We start from the raw sequence: 20,622 nt of genomic DNA, 5'->3' as shown, positions 1-20,622 counted from the left end.
TCTTACTTCTTGGACGGGGACTTGGGGCGCTGCGGGCCCTTGCGCTGGCCTGACTGGGCCTTGCTGCGGGTGCCGCCGCTAGGCTTCGAGGCGGCGTTCTTCGCAGCGGGGGCGGGCTTGGCGTCCTCCGGCTCGTCGTCGGACTTGCTCAGCGACGTGGTCGGCTGCTCGGTCTCGTCTGCGATCTTCGAGCTGCCGGTCTGACGCTGGGCCTTGGTCTGGCGCTTGGGCTGCTGACGCTTGGGAGCAGCCGCGGGCGCACCGTCCTCGGTCTGAACAGCGACCTGGCTCTCGCCCTTGATCACGGTGCCGTCAGCCTGCGCCGCGAGACCCGCCTTGGTCAGGCCGTTGATGAACTTGCGCTCGAACTCGTTGCGGTCGCGACCCTTCGCCACGATGGCCTTGACGATGGTCTTCTCACTGCGGCGGCGGGTCATGCCGTGGTGCGTGACGTGCTTGTACAGGCGCTCCAGGTACGCAGCCTGAGCCTTGGAACCCGGGGTCGGGTTGTTGCGGATGACGTACATCTGCTGGCCCATGGTCCACACGTTGGTGGTCAGCCAGTAGACGAGGACACCGACCGGGAAGTTGATGCCGAAGACGGCGAACATGACGGGGAAGACGTACATCAGCATCTTCTGCTGCTGCATGAACGGCGTCTTCACCGTCGTGTCGACGTTCTTCGTCATCAGCTGGCGCTGCGTGTAGAACTGCGACGCCGACATCAGGACGATCATGATCGCGGTGACGACCCGGACGTCGGTGAGGGAAGCGCCGAGCGCCTCCACCTTCGACGAGCCGTCGGTGAACTTCGCGGCGAGCGGGGCACCGAAGATGTGCGCCTTACGGGCGCTGTTGAGCAGCGACTCGTTGATGACGCCGATCGTCGAGCCCGTCGCGATGCCGTTGAGCACGTGGTACAGAGCGAAGAAGAACGGGGACTGCGCCAGGATGGGAAGGCACGAGGAGAGCGGGTTCGTACCCGACTCCTTGTACAGCTTCATCATCTCTTCGGACTGGCGCTGCTTGTCGTTCTTGTAGCGCTCCTGGATCTTCTTCATCTCGGGCTGCAGCGTCTGCATGGCCCGGGTCGCCTTGATCTGCTTCACGAAGAGCGGGATCAGGCAGATGCGGATCAGAATCACCAGGGACACGATGGACAGGCCCCAGGCCCAACCCGTGTCGGGACCGAAGACCTCCCCGTACACCGAGTGGAACTGGACGATGACCCAGGAAACGGGTGTCGTGATGAAGCTGAAGAAGCTGGCAATCGTGTCCACTAATCATGCTCCTTGGACATGGGACGGGGTCTCTGCGGCCGGGCTCGAGGGACGGTCTGGCATCCCCTGTCCCTCGGTGGCCGGTTCGGCGGCGGAGGGCCCGCCCTTGCGTGCACGCCAGGCGTTGCGCAGCACTTCGTGCCACCGCGGACGCTTGCGCGGCGGAACATGGTCCACCCCGCCGAGCGACCACGGATTGCACCGCAGAATCCGCCAGGCGGTAAGTGCCGTTCCCTTGATCGCGCCGTGCCGATCGATGGCCGTGTAGCCGTAGTGAGAGCACGACGGGTAGTACTTGCAGACCGGCCCCAGCAAAGGACTGATCGTCCACTGGTACAGCTTGATCAGAGCCAGCAGCGGGTACTTCATCGCGCGCCCCCTCCCAGCAGCCGTTGAAGGGCGGCATCCAGGTCTCGGGCCAGCTGTGCATGGTCGGCGTCACCCGCTCCGGGCAGCGCTCGTACGACTACCAGGCTACCGGGGGGAAACAGGGCGACTCGGTCACGCATCAGATGGCGCAGTCTGCGCTTCACTTTGTTGCGCACGACCGCGCCACCCACGGCCTTGCTCACGACGAAACCCGCACGCGTCGGGGGAGCGCTCTCCCCAGGCGCGTGCGGGTCCGTGGCACCGCTACGAAGGTGGACGACGAGGAGCGGGCGTCCAGCCCGGCGACCTCGTCGTACTGCGGTCGCGAAGTCCTCGCGCCGCCTCAGCCGATGCTCGGTAGGCAGCACGACGTCATGACCTGTGAGATTCAGGCGGACAGGCTGGCGCGACCCTTGCTGCGGCGGTTCGCGAGAATCGCGCGGCCGGCACGGGTGCGCATCCGCAGGCGGAAGCCGTGGGTCTTGGCGCGACGACGGTTGTTCGGCTGGAAGGTGCGCTTGCTCACTCGGGGGCTCCAGAAATAAATCGGTGGTTGCGGGGTGCCGTCCTGGCTGTCACCGTGCGCCCACGAGTAGCTCGCGTTACGCCCCAGTGCACCGCTTTCCGATCACCGGTACGCGATCTGTGCCCATCGGAGGCAGGCGGCAGCAGCCATCGACAACTCGACCTGGTTACGGTACGCGGGGCTACGCCATCCGGTCAAACCAGGAGTCACGGAGAGACACTATCCACAGGCTGGGGACAACAACTTGAACCGCAGCCGTTGCCCTGACTACCGTGGATGAACTCCGATTCGTTCCTTTGTCCCTGCCCGACCCGATGTGAACCCCGACCCGTCCCACAACCACACGTTCGTGGGACCCGTGAGAGAGCGTGCCCTGTGGCTGACGTACCTGCCGATCTTGCCGCAGTGTGGCCACGAGTACTCGATCAGCTTCTCGGCGAAGGCCGCGGACAGGGCGTCGAGGGCAAGGACGAGCACTGGATCCGGCGCTGCCAGCCGCTCGCGCTCGTCGCGGACACCGCACTGCTCGCCGTGCCGAACGAGTTCGCGAAGGGCGTGCTGGAAGGCCGCCTCGCCCCGATCGTCAGCGAGACCCTGAGCCGCGAGTGCGGCCGTCCGATCCGCATCGCGATCACCGTCGACGACTCCGTCGGCGAGCCCCCGGCCCCGCCGACGCCTCCCTCCCAGCCCCAGCCGCGCTACGAGGAGCCCGAGCTCCCCTCCGGCCAGTACGAGGGTTACGGCCGCCACCGCGCCGACCCGTCTCCCGGCACACAGGGCGACCAGCGTCCCCACGCTCGCGGTGACCAGATGCCCACCGCCCGACCCGCGTATCCGTCCGAGTACCAGCGCCCCGAGCCCGGCGCCTGGCCGCGCCCCACGCAGGACGAGTACAACTGGCAGCAGCAGCGCCTCGGTTTCCCGGAGCGCGATCCGTACGCGTCGCCGTCCCGTGACGCCTACGGCTCTGGATCCCAGGACTCCTACGGCCCCACGGGACCGGACGCCTACGGCTCGTCGCAGGACTCGTACGGCCCGCCGTCGCAGGACTACCGCCCGCAGGCCATGGAGCGGCCGTCGTACGACCAGCAACGTTCCGACTACGAGTCGTCACGCGCGGACTACGACCAGCGCGACCCCGTCCGCCGCGACCTGCCCGAGCCGCCCGCCGGCTCCGGTCATGTGCACCGCGGCGGCCCGGTCGGACCCAACCTGCCCACCACCGGCGCGCCCGGCCCGCTGGCCGCGAAGCCCGCGCCGGCGGCCGGCCCTGGCGAGCCCACCGCACGCCTGAACCCGAAGTACCTCTTCGACACCTTCGTCATCGGCGCGTCCAACCGTTTCGCGCACGCGGCGGCGGTCGCCGTCGCCGAGGCGCCCGCGAAGGCGTACAACCCCCTGTTCATCTACGGGGAGTCGGGCCTGGGCAAGACGCACCTGCTGCACGCGATCGGGCACTACGCGCGCAGCCTCTACCCGGGCACCCGCGTGCGGTACGTGAGCTCCGAGGAGTTCACCAACGAGTTCATCAACTCCATCCGCGACGGCAAGGGAGACAGCTTCCGCAAGCGCTACCGCGAGATGGACATCCTGCTCGTCGACGACATCCAGTTCCTGGCGGACAAGGAGTCGACACAGGAGGAGTTCTTCCACACCTTCAACACGCTCCACAACGCCAACAAGCAGATCGTGCTCTCCAGTGACCGGCCGCCCAAGCAGCTGGTGACCCTGGAGGACCGGCTGCGGAACCGTTTCGAGTGGGGGCTGATCACCGACGTCCAGCCGCCCGAGCTGGAGACGCGTATCGCGATCCTGCGCAAGAAGGCGGTCCAGGAGCAGCTCAACGCCCCGCCGGAGGTGCTGGAGTTCATCGCCTCGCGGATCTCGCGCAACATCCGCGAGCTGGAGGGCGCGCTGATCCGGGTGACGGCGTTCGCCTCGCTCAACCGGCAGCCGGTGGACCTGGGCCTGACGGAGATCGTCCTCAAGGACCTCATCCCCGGCGGCGAGGACTCGGCACCCGAGATCACCTCGACGGCCATCATGGGCGCCACCGCCGACTACTTCGGGCTGACCGTGGAGGATCTCTGCGGTACCTCGCGCGGCCGCGCGCTGGTGACGGCCCGGCAGATCGCCATGTACCTGTGCCGGGAGCTGACGGACCTCTCGCTGCCGAAGATCGGGGCGCTGTTCGGCGGCCGTGACCACACGACGGTGATGCACGCAGACCGCAAGATCCGCAATCTGATGGCCGAGCGGCGCTCCATCTACAACCAGGTGACCGAGCTGACCAACCGCATCAAGAACGGCTGAAGGACCCCCTGCCGGAACGGCTGGGGGTCGGCTGTACAACGGCCGGCAGGGCCGCAGACGACGCGTCGAGGGCGCCTCAGGGAGCAGATCCCGGGGGCGCCCTCCGTCGTTCCCGGTGCATGGCCCGCCAGCCTCGAGCCACCCGCTGTTCGATTACCTGCCGGGTTACGGCCACTCTCCACAGATTGGGCAACTTTCTCCCGTCCACACCCTGGGGACTGCGGAGTTGTCCAGATCGTTTCCACAGGGAGCCCTGTTGAAAGACCATCACACCAGGTCAGGTGGTTGTGGATTCGTGGACGAAGGATCTCCACAGGCTGTGGACGGCGAGATGATCCACAAGCTGTGCACGGAGTTGTCCACCGGCAACCCACAGGACCGGGCCTGTTGTCCCCAATGATTCCCGGCTTCTCCACATGCCTGTCCACTGTTCGGCAACGCGACGCGCCTCCTCACTGCGTCGAGTGAAAGGCGTCACACGAAGGTGCCGGGTTGGGCTGTGGGAAAGGCGGGTAAAGCTGGGGACGACGCTGGGGAGAAGTCGCCCCCGTCTGTGCATGGGGTGTGCAGAACTTTCCGTTCTCCACAGAAACCCCGAGTTGTCCACCGCCGTCACCCACAGGGCCCGTGGACAAAAAACCGCCTCTGAGCTGGGAAAACAGGGTTATCCACGGTATCCACAGGCCCTACTACTACTCCCAACTAGAGAGAGCGAAGAATCCGTTTCGAAGGGGGCCCTGTGCACAACTGGCTCCTCGGCGCCCGGCTGCCCCTCGTCACGACTTGACCCCGAGAGGCACCTACTGTCAGTGCCGTGCGTCAGACTGTTCCCCGGTGTCCTTCCCGTCACAGGGGCTGACGACACCGAGACAGACGACGAAGGCCAGGCAGGGCGAGAAGCGCCGGCAACAGCAGGAGGCGGCAACAGTGAAGATCCGGGTGGAACGCGACGTACTCGCGGAGGCAGTGGCCTGGGCGGCGCGCAGCCTCCCGGCCCGTCCGCCGGCGCCTGTCCTCGCCGGCCTTCTGCTGAAGGCCGAGGACGGCCAGCTGAGCCTGTCCAGCTTCGACTACGAGGTCTCCGCACGCGTGTCGGTGGAGGCGGAGGTCGAGGAGGAGGGCACGGTCCTGGTCTCCGGCCGCCTGCTCGCCGACATCTCCCGCGCCCTCCCCAACCGGCCGGTGGAGATTTCCACAGACGGTGTACGGGCGACGGTGGTCTGCGGTTCCTCGCGGTTCACACTCCACACGCTGCCTGTGGAGGAGTACCCGGCACTGCCCCAGATGCCGAACGCGACGGGCACCGTCCCCGGCGAGGTCTTCGCCTCCGCCGTGCAGCAGGTCGCCATCGCGGCCGGCCGCGACGACACGCTCCCGGTGCTCACCGGTGTGCGCATCGAGATCGAGGGCGACACCGTCACGCTGGCGTCCACCGACCGCTACCGCTTCGCGGTCCGCGAGTTCCTGTGGAAGCCGGAGAACCCGGACGCGTCCGCGGTCGCCCTGGTGCCCGCCAAGACGCTCCTGGACACCGCCAAGGCACTCACGAGCGGCGACAGCGTCATCCTGGCGCTGTCCGGCTCGGGCGCGGGCGAGGGCCTGATCGGTTTCGAGGGCGCAGGGCGTCGCACGACGACCCGGCTGCTGGAGGGCGACCTCCCGAAGTACCGCACGCTGTTCCCGACGGAGTTCAACAGCGTGGCCGTCATCGAGACCGCCCCCTTCGTGGAGGCCGTCAAGCGCGTGGCCCTGGTCGCCGAGCGCAACACCCCGGTGCGGCTCAGCTTCGAGCAGGGCGTGCTCATCCTGGAGGCCGGCTCCAGCGACGACGCACAGGCTGTGGAAAGGGTCGACGCCCAGCTCGAGGGCGACGACATCTCCATCGCCTTCAACCCGACGTTCCTGCTGGACGGCCTGAGCGCCATCGACTCCCCGGTGGCCCAGCTGTCCTTCACGACGTCCACGAAGCCCGCCCTGCTCAGCGGCAGGCCGGCGGTGGACGCCGAGGCGGACGACGCCTACAAGTACCTGATCATGCCGGTGCGGCTGAGCGGCTGAGGCGCCGAGAGACCGCGCGTCCCGGCGGCCGACGGTTGTCCACAGCGTCCCCGGTCCCGGTGGAGCACCGGGACCGGCCGCTGAAGCCGCAGGGCGGGGCGTACGTTTGAGCGCGTATGCCCACAGGTGTGCGTGAGCGTCCGGGTTTAGGCTCGGACACAGGTACGAAAGTGCCCCTCACGCCACACCGCAACCTAAGGAACAACTGATGGAGCTCGGTCTCGTCGGCCTCGGCAAGATGGGCGGCAACATGCGCGAGCGGATACGCCGCGCAGGCCACACCGTCATCGGATACGACCGCAACCCGGACCTCGCCGATGTCCACAGCCTGGAAGAGCTTGTGGGCAAGCTCAAGGGCCCGCGCGTGGTGTGGGTGATGGTTCCGGCCGGTGCCGCGACCCAGTCCACCGTCGACGAGCTCGGCGAGCTGCTGGAGCCCGGCGATGTCGTGGTGGACGGCGGGAACTCGCGCTGGACGGACGACGAGAAGCACGCCGAGGAGCTCGCTGCCAAGGGCATCGGCTTCGTCGACTGCGGCGTCTCCGGCGGCGTCTGGGGCCTGCAGAACGGCTATGCGCTGATGTACGGCGGCGACGCCGAGAACATCGCCAAGGTGCAGCCGGTCTTCGACGCGCTCAAGCCCGAGGGCGACTTCGGCTCGGTGCACGCCGGCAAGGTCGGCGCCGGCCACTTCTCGAAGATGGTCCACAACGGCATCGAGTACGCCATGATGCAGGCCTACGCCGAGGGCTGGGAGCTCCTGGAGAAGGTCGACTCCGTCACGGACGTGCGCGAGGTGTTCCGCTCCTGGCAGGAGGGCACGGTCATCCGCTCCTGGCTGCTCGACCTCGCGGTGAACGCCCTCGACGACGACGAGCACCTGGAGAAGCTGAAGGGTTATGCACAGGACTCCGGCGAGGGCCGGTGGACTGTGGAAGCCGCCATCGACAACGCCGTGCCGCTGCCCGCGATCACGGCCTCGCTGTTCGCCCGGTTCGCCTCCCGCCAGGAGGACTCGCCGCAGATGAAGATGATCGCCGCGCTGCGCAACCAGTTCGGCGGCCACGCGGTCGAGACGAAGTAATCAGCACCCGAAGGATCTGGGGGAGGTCGGTTCACGACCATGCACGTCACGCATCTGTCGCTGGCCGACTTCCGCTCGTACGCCCGGGTCGAAGTTCCGCTCGACCCGGGCGTCACCGCTTTCGTCGGCCCCAACGGCCAGGGTAAGACGAACCTCGTCGAGGCCGTCGGCTATCTGGCCACCCTGGGCAGCCACCGTGTCGCCTCCGACGCCCCGCTGGTCCGCATGGGCGCCGACCGGGCGATCATCAGGGCGCAGGTGAAGCAGGGCGAGCGGCAGCAGCTCGTCGAGCTGGAACTCAATCCCGGCAAGGCCAACCGTGCCCGCATCAACAGGTCGTCGCAGGTCAAGCCCCGTGACGTGCTGGGCATCGTACGGACGGTGCTGTTCGCCCCCGAGGACCTTGCCCTGGTCAAGGGCGACCCCGGGGAGCGCCGCCGCTTCCTCGACGAGCTGATCACCGCGCGCTCCCCGCGCATGGCCGGCGTGCGTTCCGACTACGAGCGGGTCCTCAAGCAGCGCAACACCCTCCTGAAGACGGCTGCGCTGGCCCGCCGCCACGGCGGCCGTGCCATGGACTTGTCCACACTCGACGTCTGGGACCAGCACCTCGCGCGCGTGGGCGCGGAACTGCTCGCCCAGCGTCTCGACCTGGTCGCCGCGATCCAGCCGTTGGCCGACAAGGCGTACGAGCAGCTGGCACCGGGCGGCGGGCCGGTCGCCCTCGACTACAAGGCGTCCGCGGCCGTCATCACCGGCCACACGCGCGAGGAGCTCCACGATCAGCTGATGGCCGCGCTCGCCGGGGCCCGCAAGCAGGAGATCGAGCGGGGCGTCACCCTCGTGGGGCCGCATCGGGACGATTTGATTCTCAAACTCGGTCAGCTGCCCGCCAAGGGATACGCGTCCCACGGCGAGTCCTGGTCCTACGCGTTGGCGCTGCGCCTGGCGTCGTACGACCTGCTGCGGGCCGAAGGCAACGAGCCCGTGCTGGTCCTTGACGACGTCTTCGCCGAGCTGGACGCCCGCCGTCGCGAGCGACTGGCCGAACTGGTCGCGCCCGGGGAGCAGGTCCTGGTGACGGCCGCGGTCGACGACGACGTACCGCACGTGCTGACGGGTGCGCGCTATGCGGTGTCCGACGGGACGGTGGAGCGCGTATGAGCGCCGACGGACCGGCTGGGAAGAAGGACCCGAAGAAGGCGCCCGAGCCCTCCGGCGTGGACCTCGCGCGCGTGGCGCTGCGGGCGGCGCGGGAACAGGCACGCGCGCGTGGGGACGCCGCGCAGCAGAAGAAGCAGGCGCGCCGCGGTGGCGGCCTGCGCTCGGGCGCGCGGGCCGACGGCCGCGACCCCATGGCGCTCGGCGCCGCGATCAACCGGCTCCTCACCGAGCGCGGGTGGGAGACCCCGGCGGCGGTGGGAGGTGTGATGGGCCGCTGGCCGGAGATCGTCGGAGAGGACGTGGCCAAGCACTGCGTCCCGGAGAAGTACGACGAGGACGAGCGCGTCCTGGTCGTGCGCTGCGATTCCACGGCCTGGGCGACGAACCTCCGGCTGCTCGCCCCGACCCTGGTGGCCCGCCTGAACGAGGACCTCGGCCACGGCGCGGTGAAGCTGATCAAGGTGTACGGCCCCAACGGTCCCGCCCGTCGCTACGGCCCCCTGCGTGCTCCGGGCAGCACCGGACCCGGTGACACCTACGGGTGACGTGGGGCTGTCGGACGTGGCTGACGTGGGGTGACGTACCTCACGTGACAGGGGCGTGTGGTGGTTCCGTCGTACGACCGCACGCGGTTGCGAATCCTGATCTGACCCCGGAGTAGCGAGGGGTTGACACCCCGAAGCGCTGAGTGCCTCCGTGAGCCTCTTGGAGCCCCCATCCACATATCGGGACCCGGCAGAGACCGGTTCAGGGCGGCACATGCGGACTCAGGTACCGGCAAACCCCCATCACTGTCGGCGCTACCGGTAGACTGGAAGCCAATCCCGCCCCAAACGTGGGGACCGCCCGGGAAAAGCTGAGCAACGCTGATCAAGGCTTACCAACGCAACATGCCGCAGCCGCTCCGGCAACCCGCCGACGAGCCTGGCTCGTGCTGTGCCAGAAAGGGCGCTTCGTGGCCGATTCCGGCAACCCCAACGAGAACATCCCGTCCACCGACGAAGGCGCGAACGACGTGTCCGACACCTCGAACGGCGAGGTCACGGCCTCGTACGACGCCAGCGCCATCACCGTCCTCGAGGGTCTGGACGCGGTCCGCAAGCGACCCGGTATGTACATCGGCTCGACCGGTGAGCGCGGCCTGCACCACCTCGTGTACGAGGTGGTCGACAACTCCGTCGACGAGGCGCTGGCGGGGCACGCCGACACCATCGATGTGACGATCCTGGCCGACGGCGGCGTGCGTGTCGTCGACAACGGCCGTGGCATCCCGGTGGGCATCGTCGCTTCCGAGGGCAAGCCGGCCCTCGAAGTGGTGCTGACCGTGCTGCACGCGGGCGGCAAGTTCGGCGGCGGCGGCTACGCGGTCTCCGGTGGTCTCCACGGTGTCGGCGTCTCGGTCGTGAACGCCCTGTCGGGCAAGGTCTCCGTCGAGGTCAGGACCGACGGGCACCGCTGGACGCAGGACTACAAGATGGGCGTCCCCACGGCGCCGCTCGCCAAGCACGAGGCCACGGACGAGACCGGCACTTCGGTCACCTTCTGGGCCGACGGCGATATTTTCGAGACCACGGAGTACTCCTTCGAGACGCTTTCGCGGCGCTTCCAGGAGATGGCGTTCCTCAACAAGGGTTTGACGATCAAACTCACTGACGAGCGCGAGTCGGCGAAGGCCACGGCCGGGGCGGACGAGGCGGGTGCGGACGAGAAGGACGAGGTCAAGGCCGTCACGTACCACTACGAGGGCGGCATCGTCGACTTCGTGAAGTACCTCAACTCCCGCAAGGGAGACGTGGTGCACCCCACCGTGATCGACCTCGAGGCCGAGGACAAGGAGAAGAGCCTCTCCCTTGAAGTCGCGATGCAGTGGAACAGTGGTTACAGCGAGGGCGTGTACTCCTTCGCCAACATCATCCACACGCACGAGGGCGGTACGCACGAAGAGGGCTTCCGCGCGGCGCTGACGAACCTGGTCAACAAGTACGCGCGCGACAAGAAGCTGCTGCGGGAGAAGGACGACAACCTCACGGGCGACGACATCCGCGAGGGTCTGACCGCGATCATCTCGGTCAAGCTGAGCGAGCCCCAGTTCGAGGGCCAGACCAAGACCAAGCTGGGCAACACGGAGGCGAAGACCTTCGTCCAGAAGGCGGTCTACGAGCACCTCAACGACTGGCTGGACCGTAACCCGGTCGAGGCGGCGGACATCGTCCGCAAGGGCATTCAGGCGGCCACCGCGCGCGTGGCGGCACGCAAGGCCCGCGACCTCACCCGCCGTAAGGGCCTGCTCGAGTCGGCGTCCCTGCCGGGCAAGCTCTCCGACTGCCAGTCGAACGATCCCACCAAGTGCGAGATCTTCATCGTCGAGGGTGACTCCGCCGGCGGTTCGGCCAAGTCCGGCCGTAACCCGCAGTACCAGGCGATCCTCCCGATCCGCGGCAAGATCCTCAACGTGGAGAAGGCCAGGATCGACAAGATCCTGCAGAATCAGGAGATCCAGGCGCTGATCTCCGCCTTCGGCACGGGCGTGCACGAGGACTTCGACATCTCCAAGCTCCGCTATCACAAGATCATCCTGATGGCGGACGCCGACGTCGACGGCCAGCACATCAACACCCTGCTGCTGACCTTCCTGTTCCGCTTCATGCGGCCGCTGGTCGAGGCGGGCCATGTGTTCCTCTCCCGTCCCCCGCTCTACAAGATCAAGTGGGGCCGGGAGGACGCGGAGTACGCGTACTCCGACCGTGAGCGCGACGCGCTGCTCGAGCTCGGCCGCCAGCGTGGCAAGCGCGTCCGGGAGGACTCGATCCAGCGCTTCAAGGGTCTCGGCGAGATGAACGCCGAGGAGCTGCGCATCACCACGATGGACCAGGAACACCGCGTCCTCGGCCAGGTCACCCTCGACGACGCGGCCCAGGCCGACGACCTGTTCTCGGTCCTCATGGGCGAGGACGTCGAAGCACGCCGCGCCTTCATCCAGCGCAACGCCAAGGACGTCCGCTTCCTCGACATCTGAGTCGGTCTCAGCTGACCGCACCAGGAAGGATCCCCACCAGCAATGACCGACGAAAACACTCCCGCCACGCCTGAAGAGGGCGGCGAGATCACCCTTCGCGTCGAGCCCGTCGGGCTCGAGACGGAGATGCAGCGTTCCTACCTCGACTACGCGATGTCCGTCATCGTGTCCCGCGCGCTGCCCGACGTCCGGGACGGTCTCAAGCCCGTCCACCGCCGTGTCCTGTACGCCATGTACGACGGGGGCTACCGCCCCGAGCGCGGCTTCTACAAGTGCGCCCGCGTCGTCGGCGACGTCATGGGCAACTACCACCCGCACGGCGACTCCTCGATCTACGACGCGCTGGTCCGCCTCGCGCAGCCGTGGTCGATGCGGATGCCGCTGGTGGACTCCAACGGCAACTTCGGCTCCCCGGGCAACGACCCGGCGGCCGCCATGCGCTACACCGAGTGCAAGCTGGCGCCGCTGTCGATGGAGATGGTCCGCGACATCGACGAGGAGACCGTCGACTTCACGGACAACTACGACGGCCGCTCCCAGGAGCCGACCGTCCTGCCGGCCCGCTTCCCGAACCTGCTGATCAACGGCTCGGCGGGCATCGCGGTCGGTATGGCCACCAACATCCCGCCGCACAACCTCCGCGAGGTCGCGGCCGGCGCGCAGTGGTGCCTGGAGCACCCGGAGGCGACGCACGAGGAGCTCCTCGACGCCCTCATCGAGCGCATCAAGGGCCCCGACTTCCCGACCGGCGCCCTTGTCGTGGGCCGCAAGGGCATCGAGGAGGCCTACCGCACGGGCCGCGGCTCGATCACCATGCGCGCGGTCGTCGAGGTCGAGGAGATCCAGAACCGCCAGTGCCTGGTGGTCACGGAGCTGCCGTACCAGACCAACCCCGACAACCTCGCGCAGAAGATCGCCGACCTGGTGAAGGACGGCAAGGTCGGCGGCATCGCCGACGTGCGCGACGAGACGTCGTCCCGTACGGGCCAGCGGCTGGTCATCGTCCTGAAGCGTGACGCGGTCGCCAAGGTCGTCCTGAACAACCTCTACAAGCACACGGACCTGCAGTCGAACTTCGGCGCCAACATGCTGGCGCTCGTCGACGGCGTCCCGCGCACCCTCTCGCTGGACGCGTTCATCCGCCACTGGGTGACGCACCAGATCGAGGTCATCGTCCGCCGTACGCGCTTCCGGCTGCGCAAGGCCGAGGAGCGGGCGCACATCCTGCGCGGCCTGCTGAAGGCCCTGGACGCCATCGACGAGGTCATCGCGCTGATCCGGCGCAGCGACACCGTCGAGATCGCGCGCGGGGGCCTGATGGAGCTCCTGGAGATCGACGAGATCCAGGCCAACGCCATCCTCGAGATGCAGCTGCGCCGCCTGGCCGCCCTGGAGCGCCAGAAGATCGTCCAGGAGCACGACGAACTCCAGGCGAAGATCACCGAGTACAACGCGATCCTCGCCTCCCCGGTCCGCCAGCGCGGCATCGTCAGCGAGGAGCTGGCCGCGATCGTCGAGAAGTACGGCGAGGACCGCAAGACCATGCTGGTGCCCTACGACGGTGACATGTCCATCGAGGACCTCATCGCCGAGGAGGACATCGTCGTCACCGTCACGCGCGGGGGCTACGTCAAGCGCACCAAGGCGGACGACTACCGGGCGCAGAAGCGCGGCGGCAAGGGCGTACGCGGCGCGAAGCTCAAGGAAGACGACATCGTCGACCACTTCTTCGTGTCGACGACGCACCACTGGCTGCTGTTCTTCACCAACAAGGGCCGCGTCTACCGCGCGAAGGCCTACGAGCTGCCCGACGCCGGCCGGGACGCGCGCGGACAGCACGTGGCGAACCTGCTCGCCTTCCAGCCGGACGAGACGATCGCCGGCATCCGCGCCATCCGCGACTACGAGGCCGCGCCGTACCTCGTCCTGGCCACCAAGAGCGGCCTGGTCAAGAAGACGCCTCTGAAGGATTACGATTCGCCCCGCTCCGGCGGCGTCATCGCGATCAACCTCCGACAGCTTGAGGACGGTTCCGACGACGAACTGATCGGCGCCCAGCTGGTCTCGGCCGACGACGATCTGGTTCTGATCAGCAAGAAGGCCCAGTCGATCAGGTTCACCGCCTCTGACGACACCCTGCGTCCCATGGGCCGTGCCACCTCGGGCGTCAAGGGCATGAGCTTCCGCGAGGGCGACGAGCTGCTCTCGATGAATGTTGTTCGACCCGGTACGTTCGTGTTCACTGCCACCGACGGCGGGTACGCGAAGCGGACCGCCGTCGATGAGTACCGCGTCCAGGGTCGCGGCGGCCTCGGCATCAAGGCTGCCAAGATCGTTGAGGACCGTGGGTCGCTCGTCGGTGCGCTGATTGTCGAGGAGAGCGACGAAATCCTCGCCATCACGCTGTCCGGCGGTGTGATTCGTACGCGAGTCAGCGAGGTCAGGGAGACAGGCCGTGACACGATGGGCGTCCAACTGATCAATCTGGGCAAGCGCGATGCCGTCGTCGGTATCGCACGTAACGCCGAGGCGGGACGCGAGGCGGAGGAAGTCGACGGCGACGTGGCCGTGGACGAGACCGCCGAGGGTGCCGTGACCACCGGCACGGACGAGGGCGAGGCGCCCTCGGCCGAGTAGCACGAGGAGTGAGTCATCGTGAGCGGAGCCACGGGCGCCGGATCGGCCGGTACCTCGACTGGTACGGAAACGGACGGCGGCCGTGGCTCCGCCGCGAATGCGACAGACTCGCACTCGCCTGACACTCATGGATCCCAGGGGGGAACTGTGACGGACACCCGAGGCCCGCAGACCCAGCAGCACGCGGCTGGAGCGGGCCCGTCCGCTCCGGGCGCGCCGGTGCAGTCGCCGGGCCAGCAGGCGGCGCCTGCCGCGCAGCCGGGCTCGCCGCTGCCCGGAGAGCGCCAGCCCCAGCAGCCCGCCGGGCCCTACCACCCGCCGCAGGCCTACCAGACGACGCCGCCCGCTCCGGCCGCCACCGTGCGTCGGCCCCGCACGGGCGCCCGTACGACGCCCCGCGTCCGTAAGGCCCGCCTGCGCGTGGCCAAGGCCGACCCGTGGTCGGTGATGAAGGTCAGCTTCCTGCTCTCCATCGCGCTGGGCATCTGCACGATCGTCGCCGCCGCCGTGCTGTGGATGGTCATGGACGCGATGGGCGTCTTCTCGACGGTCGGCGGCACCATCTCCGAGGCCACCGGCTCGAACGAGTCGAACGGCTTTGACCTCCAGTCGTTCCTGTCCCTGCCGCACGTCCTGATGTTCACGACGATCGTCGCGGTCATCGACGTCGTCCTGGCGACGGCGCTCGCGACCCTCGGCGCGTTCATCTACAACCTCTCCGCGGGCTTCGTGGGCGGCGTCGAGCTGACACTGGCCGAAGACGAGTGACCTTTGCCGACGGCACGGTTTCAAACCTCCGTCGGCGGTCCTCCTCAGCGGTTCCCGACTATCGATTTTGGGACTGCCCATGTCGTGCGCTAATCTTCAGGAGTCAGCGCGCGGGACACACACCGCAGAGCGCGGCGGGGCTATAGCTCAGTTGGTTAGAGCGCATCCCTGATAAGGATGAGGCCACAGGTTCAAATCCTGTTAGCCCCACAGCAAGAAGACCCCCGGTCCGTCAGGGCCGGGGGTCTTTGCCGTTCACGGACCCGTCAGTATGAGCCCATGCCCATGCCCGAGCCGTCGCCCGCACCCCACGACCTGATCGTCCGACTGCGTGCCGCCGCGAGCGAGCGACGTGCCGGCCGCCCCAAGGGCCCGGAACTACCGCACGTGGCCGACGCCTTCGTCGCCTCCGGGGCCCGGCGCATTCGCGTGCGCCGCTACCGACCCGGCGACGGTCCGCGCCCGCTGCTGGTGTATTTGCACGGCGGCGGATTCGTCTTCGGTGACCTCGACACCCACGACCGGACCTGCCGCCGTATCGCCCACGCGTGCGACCTGGACGTCCTCGCCGTCGACTACCGGCTGGCTCCCGAGCACCCCTACCCGGCCGCCGTCGAGGACGCCGCCGCGGTCCTGCGCCTCGCGCAGCCCGATGCCGTGGCCGGCGACAGCGCCGGCGGGTTTCTCGCCGCCGCGGCGTGCCTCTCGCTCCGCGACGAGGGCGGCCCCCTGCCCGCGGTCCAGGCCCTGATCTGCCCGAACACCGACCTGTCGCTCGAGTACCCGTCCATCGCCGAGAAGGGCACCGGCTACGGCCTGGACGCGGACGCGCTCGCCGTCTTCGTCGACCAGTTCGTCCCGGCCCCAGCCGACCGCCGCGCCGCCTCCCCGCTCCACGCCGACGACCTGTCGGGACTGCCCACCGCCCTGATCGTCACCGCCGAGCACGACGCGCTGCGCGACGAGGGAGGTGCCTACGCCCACCGCCTCGCGGAGGCGGGCGTGGCGGTCCGCCATCGCGTCGAACCCGGGCTCGTCCATGGCTTCATCCAGGGCATGGACCTCACCGACCCGGCCGCGGCGGCCGCCCACACCCGCCTGTTCGCCGACCTGCGGGAGCTGATCCCGCGCTGATCCCGCGCTGATCCCGCGCTGATCCCGCGCTGAGCGGCCGGTCGGCCGTGAAGGAGGGCGACCACAGACGACAGGAGGCCCTCGACCTGATCAGGTCGAGGGCCTCCGCGCTTTCTCGCTGGCGTACGCAAGTTCGCCGGCTGCGCCGTCAGAGCTGCGAGGGCGTGGGCGGTTCGTCCGGAGTGAGGGGGGCGCAGGAGGACGGGGCCGACGCGGCCGCCTCCCTGTCCGTCGTCGGGCGGTGACGGCAGCTGGGGGACTTGCCGTGGGCCTCGGCGTGGATGCGCTGCTTCATCGTGGGGGGCAGGGACCGGGCATGGGACCAGAGCCAGGGGGCCGGTGCCGGAGCCGTCATGTGCGAGGCGCTGCTGTTGCGGGCCGACTCGGGCTGGGCTACGGCCGCGGTGGCGGTCGTCGTGATGAGTCCGAGCGCCGTGCACAGCGCGAGGAAGGCGGTGACGATGGCGGTCCACAGCTTCATGACCTGGTTGCGGGCCATGGCCCCTCACTTTCGGGTTCGGCGATTTGCGTACTTTCCTCATGATGTGTATGGGGATCGCGAAGTGGTGGACCAACGCCCGTGGCGCGTCGATCTTCCGATCAACATCACACGGATGGGTGCAAAGGTCCCGAAAAGCGGAGAAAAGTGGCGAAAAGCTGAGGAGGAGGGAGCAGAAGGGGCGAAGTTGCTGTCCGTCAGGGTGTGATCACCCTCCGATCGGAACAGTCGTCGGAGCGGCTCCATCCGCTTCTATTGCGCAGTCCGGGCAGGGAGTTGGGGGCCCCGACACAGGTCACCGATCGATATCGGTCGGTGTGTATAGTCGGGCGCCAGAGGTCCCCTACGTCAAGGAAAGACGAGGTCGCGCGGTGAAGAAGCTTCTCCTGGTCGCACTGGCCGCCATCGGCGGGCTCCTCGTGTACCGCCAGATCCAGGCGGATCGCGCCGAGCAGGATCTGTGGACGGAGGCGACTGACTCCGTGCCCACGGGTTCGTGAGTCCCGACACCGGATTCTGAACAGACCCCGGCCGCCCTTGCGGTCGGGGTTTTGCGTTGTCTGCGGCCGGGTGTTTCGGACGCTCGTGCGCATTGGCCGGATGACGCGCCGCCCGGCGGGGCAGGATGGGCCACGTTCCGGTCCGCAGCGGCGAGGGGGCGCGTGATGGGGCGGCGTACGACGGGGTGGTGGCGCACCGTGGCCCGGCGGGGGCGTCCGTCGGCACCGGCGCGTGCGGCCGCCGCGGGAGCAGTGCTGTGGACCGTGGTTACGGCCGCGTCGGGACAGGGAGCGGCAGCCGCCCCCCTGACGTCCTCCGCGACCGCCGCATCGGCCTCTGCGACCGCCGCATCGGCCTCCGCGGGCTCGGCATCGGCGTTTGCGGCCTCGGTATCGGCCTCCGGGGGCTCGGCTCCTGGCTACGCCTTCGCGGCCGACGCCCGGACCGTCACGGGCACGACGAGCACCGCCGACGCGGCGCGCCTGGATCCCGGGGAGACGTATCGGAGCACGCTCCCGAAGAGTGGCAAGGTCTACTACCGCCTCGAACTCGACGCCACATCGAGCGCGTACGTCTCCGCCACCGCCGTCCCTGCCCCGGACGCCGCCATCTCCGCCGTCGACGGGATCAGGGTGTCCGTGCAGGACTCCGACAGCCACTCCTGCTCGTACGACTCGGCGATCTTCGGAGCCGCCCGCAGCCCGCATCCCATCGCGGCGTGGGGCGCGCGCGAGGTGTCCCCGGCGAAGACCCTGTGCCAGGAAGCGGGCATGTACTACGTGGTCGTCGAGCGGATCGGTACGACGGGGTCCGCGCCGCAGGACTGGGGCCTGGAACTCGCCGCGTTCTCGGAGCCGCGCCTGGAGAAGGCCGGCGCGACGAGTGCGCCCGAGGCCTGGAACTCCGCCTCCCCCACACCCCTCGCGGACGAGCCCGAGGACCGCAAGGGCGGCGCGGGCTTCGACACGGCCACGACCGTGGGGCAGGGCGTCTGGAGTGCCGACATCGCGCCCGGGCAGACGCTCTTCTACAAGGTGCCCGTCGACTGGGGCCGGCAGCTGTACGCCACCGCCGATCTGGGAAGTGCGAGCAAGGGCAGCGGCTACGCCGTCGGAGCCCTGGCCATGTCGCTGTACAACCCCGTGCGTGCCCACGTCGAGGACGTGGGCACCAACTACGACGGCAGCCAGAAGTCGGCAGCGCTCGCTCCCCTGCCACCGGTCCGGTACGCCAACCGCTACGACGTCGCCGACGCGGTGAGCACCATGAGGTTCGCCGGCTCCTACTACCTGGTGGTGCATCTCGCCGCGCAGGTGGCCGACCGGTTCGGCGAGGGGCCGTTCGGCCTGACGCTGCGCGTGCGGGTCGGCGGCGCGGGGGAGTCGGGGCCTGGGTACGCGGGCCAGTCCCTGCCGCGGGGCGTCTTCGACGTCACGGCGGGGGACCGGGCGGCCGCGGGCGGCGCGGCGGGCGGGGACACCGTGATGAAGGCGGTTGCCGTAGGCGGGATCGGCACGGGCAGCGTGCTGCTGCTGGTGCTCGGGATGTGGACGGCGACAGCCCGGCGCAGGGCCGCTCAGATGCGGGTCAACGCCCAGAACCCCACGGCGTAGCAGGCCAGCGCGAGGAGAAGCAGCGGGACGGCCACCTTCGCGGGCGGGCCGGGGCTGCGCCGGGCACGGTGCCGTGAAATCTCCCGCGCCGATGGTGGAACCTGCGGGACCTGAGCGGTGTACGAAGCAGTAGAGGCATCAGCACGCGGCGGGCGCGAGCGGGAGTGCAGGGCGTGCGTGGGCTCGTAGGGGGAGGCGTGTACGGAGTGCTGGGGCGTGGGTGGTTCAGGTGTTTCAGGCGGAGGAAGGTGGAAGCTGCCGGTGTCCGACATGGACGTCGGGCGGGGTGGGGTGAGGAACGGGGCCGTGGGAGGAGCCTGTGTGGGCTGCGGCGCGGCGCCGTGCGCTGTCGGGTTCGCAGGCGGAGGCGGAGGGAGTGTCGGAGTCGGGCTCAGGCTTTGGCGTGGATCGGTGGGTACGGCGCCCGTACCGGCCCCGGGGGCCACGGTGCCGGTGCTCTGTTCGCCGGTCGGCATACCGGTGTGCGAGCCGGTCTGCGGCGTCTGCGGTGGCTGTGGCGACTGAGGCCCGTCCGGTCCGAACCCCGGGGGGAGAGGGCCGACTTGGTCGAAGATCTCGATCTGGTCGTCGTCGGGGCCGGGTTCCGGCAGCAGCTCGGCGGCTGCGACGAGCGCCTTGCGCGCCCCCGTGGCCGTGCGGAAGCGGGCCTGCGGGTCGGGTTGCAGCAATGTGGCCACGACCTGCCACAACGGCTCCGGTATGCCCTTGGGCGCCCCCGGCGTCCCGTGTTCCGCGAAGTACTGCACGAGGGCCTTGGCGTCGGGCTTGGCGCCCTCCAGCAGATACAGGGCGACCAGTCCTACAGCGAACAGGTCGGCCGTGAAATCCGGTTCCGCGCCCATCATCTGCTCGGGAGCGAGGTAACCGGGCGTCCCCACCACAAGGTTGGTCTCCGTCAGGCGGGGCTCACCCAGCCGCATGGCGATGCCGAAGTCCGACAGGCGCAGCCGGGGCCGGCCCGTCCCGGTGGCTTCCAACAGCACGTTGGCGGGCTTGATGTCGCGGTGCATGACGCCTTCCGTGTGCACCGCGGCCAGTCCGGCCAGAAGCTGATCGAGCAGGGTGCAGACGAAAGCCGGCGGCAGGGGGCCGTAGTCGCCGATCAGGTGAACCAGCGAACCGCCCGCGACCAGGTCCATGGTGAACAGGACCTTGTCGTCGTCGGCGGCCCAGCTCGCCGGCGCGAGTACATGCGGGTGGTCGATCCGCAGCGCCTGCTCACGCACGAAACGCAGCAGCGAGTGCGCGTCGCTCTGCTGGAGGACCTTGGCGGCCACGTAGCGGCGACGGCGGTGGTCCCACGCGCGCCAGACGGCGCCGACCCCTCCGCGTCCGATCGGGTCGACCAGTTCGTACCGGCCGGCGAAGACCTCACCCATGGCTGTGCGCTGCTCCTCCCCCTGCGGCGTCCCCCCTTGCCTCCCCCTCGGCGAGCGTTACGACTCCTCCCGCGCCCCTCTCCTGCCCCCTCTTCTGCCCCTTCTCCTCGGGCCTTTTCGCCTCAGGCCCCTCCTCGTCAGGCCCCTTCTCTACAGGCCCCTGCTCGAGCTCCGGCGAGCAACGCGACCCCCTCGCGCTTCCCTCGCGCCCCGTCGGCAGGTGGCCCGGCTCCCGAACCCCCCGTCGGTGACCGGGCCGT

The 20,622-nt window shown here is 68.9% G+C and carries 17 protein-coding genes and 1 tRNA gene; 12 read left to right on the top strand and 6 right to left on the bottom strand.

Features of this window, described 5'->3' with window-relative positions:
* Positions 1–2: 2 nt before the first annotated feature.
* From yidC to rpmH, 4 genes are read right to left on the bottom strand one after another with little or no spacing between them, the layout of a single operon-like run.
* Entirely contained in the window at positions 3–1,280 is a 1,278-nt protein-coding gene (gene yidC, locus ABT114_RS06275; RefSeq protein WP_351139150.1) for a membrane protein insertase YidC, read from the bottom strand.
* 3 nt (positions 1,281–1,283) lie between these two features.
* Positions 1,284–1,649 carry a membrane protein insertion efficiency factor YidD gene (yidD, locus tag ABT114_RS06270; RefSeq protein WP_351139148.1) on the bottom strand — a complete coding sequence of 122 codons (366 nt, stop codon included), beginning with the start codon at positions 1,647–1,649 and terminating at the stop codon, positions 1,284–1,286.
* Positions 1,646–2,017 carry a ribonuclease P protein component gene (rnpA, locus tag ABT114_RS06265; protein WP_351139146.1) on the bottom strand — a complete coding sequence of 124 codons (372 nt, stop codon included), beginning with the start codon at positions 2,015–2,017 and terminating at the stop codon, positions 1,646–1,648. Before rnpA ends, yidD begins: the two co-directional genes overlap by 4 nt.
* Positions 2,018–2,037: 20 nt before the next feature.
* Positions 2,038–2,175 (bottom strand): 50S ribosomal protein L34, encoded by a 138-nt coding sequence (gene rpmH, locus ABT114_RS06260; RefSeq protein WP_005482975.1) that lies wholly within the window; start codon positions 2,173–2,175, stop codon positions 2,038–2,040.
* A gap of 375 nt (positions 2,176–2,550) precedes the next feature.
* On the opposite strand from rpmH, the gene dnaA reads away from it, so the two are divergent.
* The 10 genes from dnaA (at position 2,551) to ABT114_RS06210 (ending at position 16,349) form a co-directional block, all read left to right on the top strand.
* The gene (dnaA, locus tag ABT114_RS06255; RefSeq protein ID WP_351139143.1) at positions 2,551–4,488 is read left to right on the top strand and encodes a chromosomal replication initiator protein DnaA; all 1,938 of its coding nucleotides are present in this window, start codon (positions 2,551–2,553) and stop codon (positions 4,486–4,488) included.
* A 927-nt stretch (positions 4,489–5,415) separates the two neighbouring features.
* Entirely contained in the window at positions 5,416–6,546 is a 1,131-nt protein-coding gene (dnaN, locus tag ABT114_RS06250; protein ID WP_351139529.1) for a DNA polymerase III subunit beta, read from the top strand.
* Between the two features lie 208 nt (positions 6,547–6,754).
* Positions 6,755–7,630 carry a phosphogluconate dehydrogenase (NAD(+)-dependent, decarboxylating) gene (gene gnd, locus ABT114_RS06245; protein ID WP_351139141.1) on the top strand — a complete coding sequence of 292 codons (876 nt, stop codon included), beginning with the start codon at positions 6,755–6,757 and terminating at the stop codon, positions 7,628–7,630.
* 39 nt (positions 7,631–7,669) lie between these two features.
* Positions 7,670–8,794, top strand: a complete 1,125-nt coding sequence (recF, locus tag ABT114_RS06240; protein ID WP_351139139.1) for a DNA replication/repair protein RecF — start codon at positions 7,670–7,672, stop codon at positions 8,792–8,794.
* Positions 8,791–9,339 (top strand): DciA family protein, encoded by a 549-nt coding sequence (locus tag ABT114_RS06235; RefSeq protein WP_351139137.1) that lies wholly within the window; start codon positions 8,791–8,793, stop codon positions 9,337–9,339. Before recF ends, ABT114_RS06235 begins: the two co-directional genes overlap by 4 nt.
* Positions 9,340–9,725: 386 nt before the next feature.
* Positions 9,726–11,810 carry a DNA topoisomerase (ATP-hydrolyzing) subunit B gene (gene gyrB, locus ABT114_RS06230; RefSeq protein WP_351139135.1) on the top strand — a complete coding sequence of 695 codons (2,085 nt, stop codon included), beginning with the start codon at positions 9,726–9,728 and terminating at the stop codon, positions 11,808–11,810.
* A 42-nt stretch (positions 11,811–11,852) separates the two neighbouring features.
* Entirely contained in the window at positions 11,853–14,447 is a 2,595-nt protein-coding gene (gene gyrA, locus ABT114_RS06225) for a DNA gyrase subunit A (protein ID WP_351139133.1), read from the top strand.
* Positions 14,448–14,465: 18 nt separating this feature from the next.
* Complete coding sequence (locus tag ABT114_RS06220; protein WP_351139131.1) at positions 14,466–15,215, top strand: DUF3566 domain-containing protein; 750 nt, start codon at positions 14,466–14,468, stop codon at positions 15,213–15,215.
* A 136-nt stretch (positions 15,216–15,351) separates the two neighbouring features.
* A tRNA-Ile gene (locus ABT114_RS06215) sits at positions 15,352–15,425 on the top strand.
* 69 nt (positions 15,426–15,494) lie between these two features.
* On the top strand, positions 15,495–16,349 hold the full coding sequence (locus ABT114_RS06210) for an alpha/beta hydrolase (RefSeq protein WP_351139129.1): 855 nt from the start codon (positions 15,495–15,497) through the stop codon (positions 16,347–16,349).
* Positions 16,350–16,497: 148 nt separating this feature from the next.
* On the opposite strand, the gene ABT114_RS06205 is transcribed toward ABT114_RS06210, so the two are convergent.
* Complete coding sequence (locus ABT114_RS06205; protein ID WP_351139127.1) at positions 16,498–16,848, bottom strand: DUF6344 domain-containing protein; 351 nt, start codon at positions 16,846–16,848, stop codon at positions 16,498–16,500.
* 371 nt (positions 16,849–17,219) lie between these two features.
* On the opposite strand from ABT114_RS06205, the gene ABT114_RS06200 reads away from it, so the two are divergent.
* Together ABT114_RS06200 and ABT114_RS06195 are read left to right on the top strand one after the other, a co-directional pair.
* Positions 17,220–17,348, top strand: coding sequence for a DLW-39 family protein (locus ABT114_RS06200; protein WP_003999697.1), 129 nt, complete (start codon positions 17,220–17,222; stop codon positions 17,346–17,348).
* Positions 17,349–17,513: 165 nt separating this feature from the next.
* Positions 17,514–18,962: a hypothetical protein gene (locus ABT114_RS06195; protein ID WP_351139125.1), complete on the top strand. Its 1,449-nt coding sequence runs from the start codon at positions 17,514–17,516 to the stop codon at positions 18,960–18,962.
* Here ABT114_RS06195 and ABT114_RS06190 read toward each other — a convergent pair.
* Positions 18,926–20,362 carry a serine/threonine-protein kinase gene (locus tag ABT114_RS06190; RefSeq protein ID WP_351139123.1) on the bottom strand — a complete coding sequence of 479 codons (1,437 nt, stop codon included), beginning with the start codon at positions 20,360–20,362 and terminating at the stop codon, positions 18,926–18,928. The genes ABT114_RS06195 and ABT114_RS06190 overlap by 37 nt on opposite strands.
* Positions 20,363–20,622: the final 260 nt, after the last annotated feature.

Origin of the sequence: Streptomyces sp. NPDC002088, assembly GCF_040296605.1 — a bacterium.
Classification (GTDB): Bacteria; Actinomycetota; Actinomycetes; order Streptomycetales; family Streptomycetaceae; genus Streptomyces.
The sequence above is the reverse complement of the archived record's forward strand: the minus strand, read 5'-3'. Positions and strand labels throughout refer to the sequence as shown.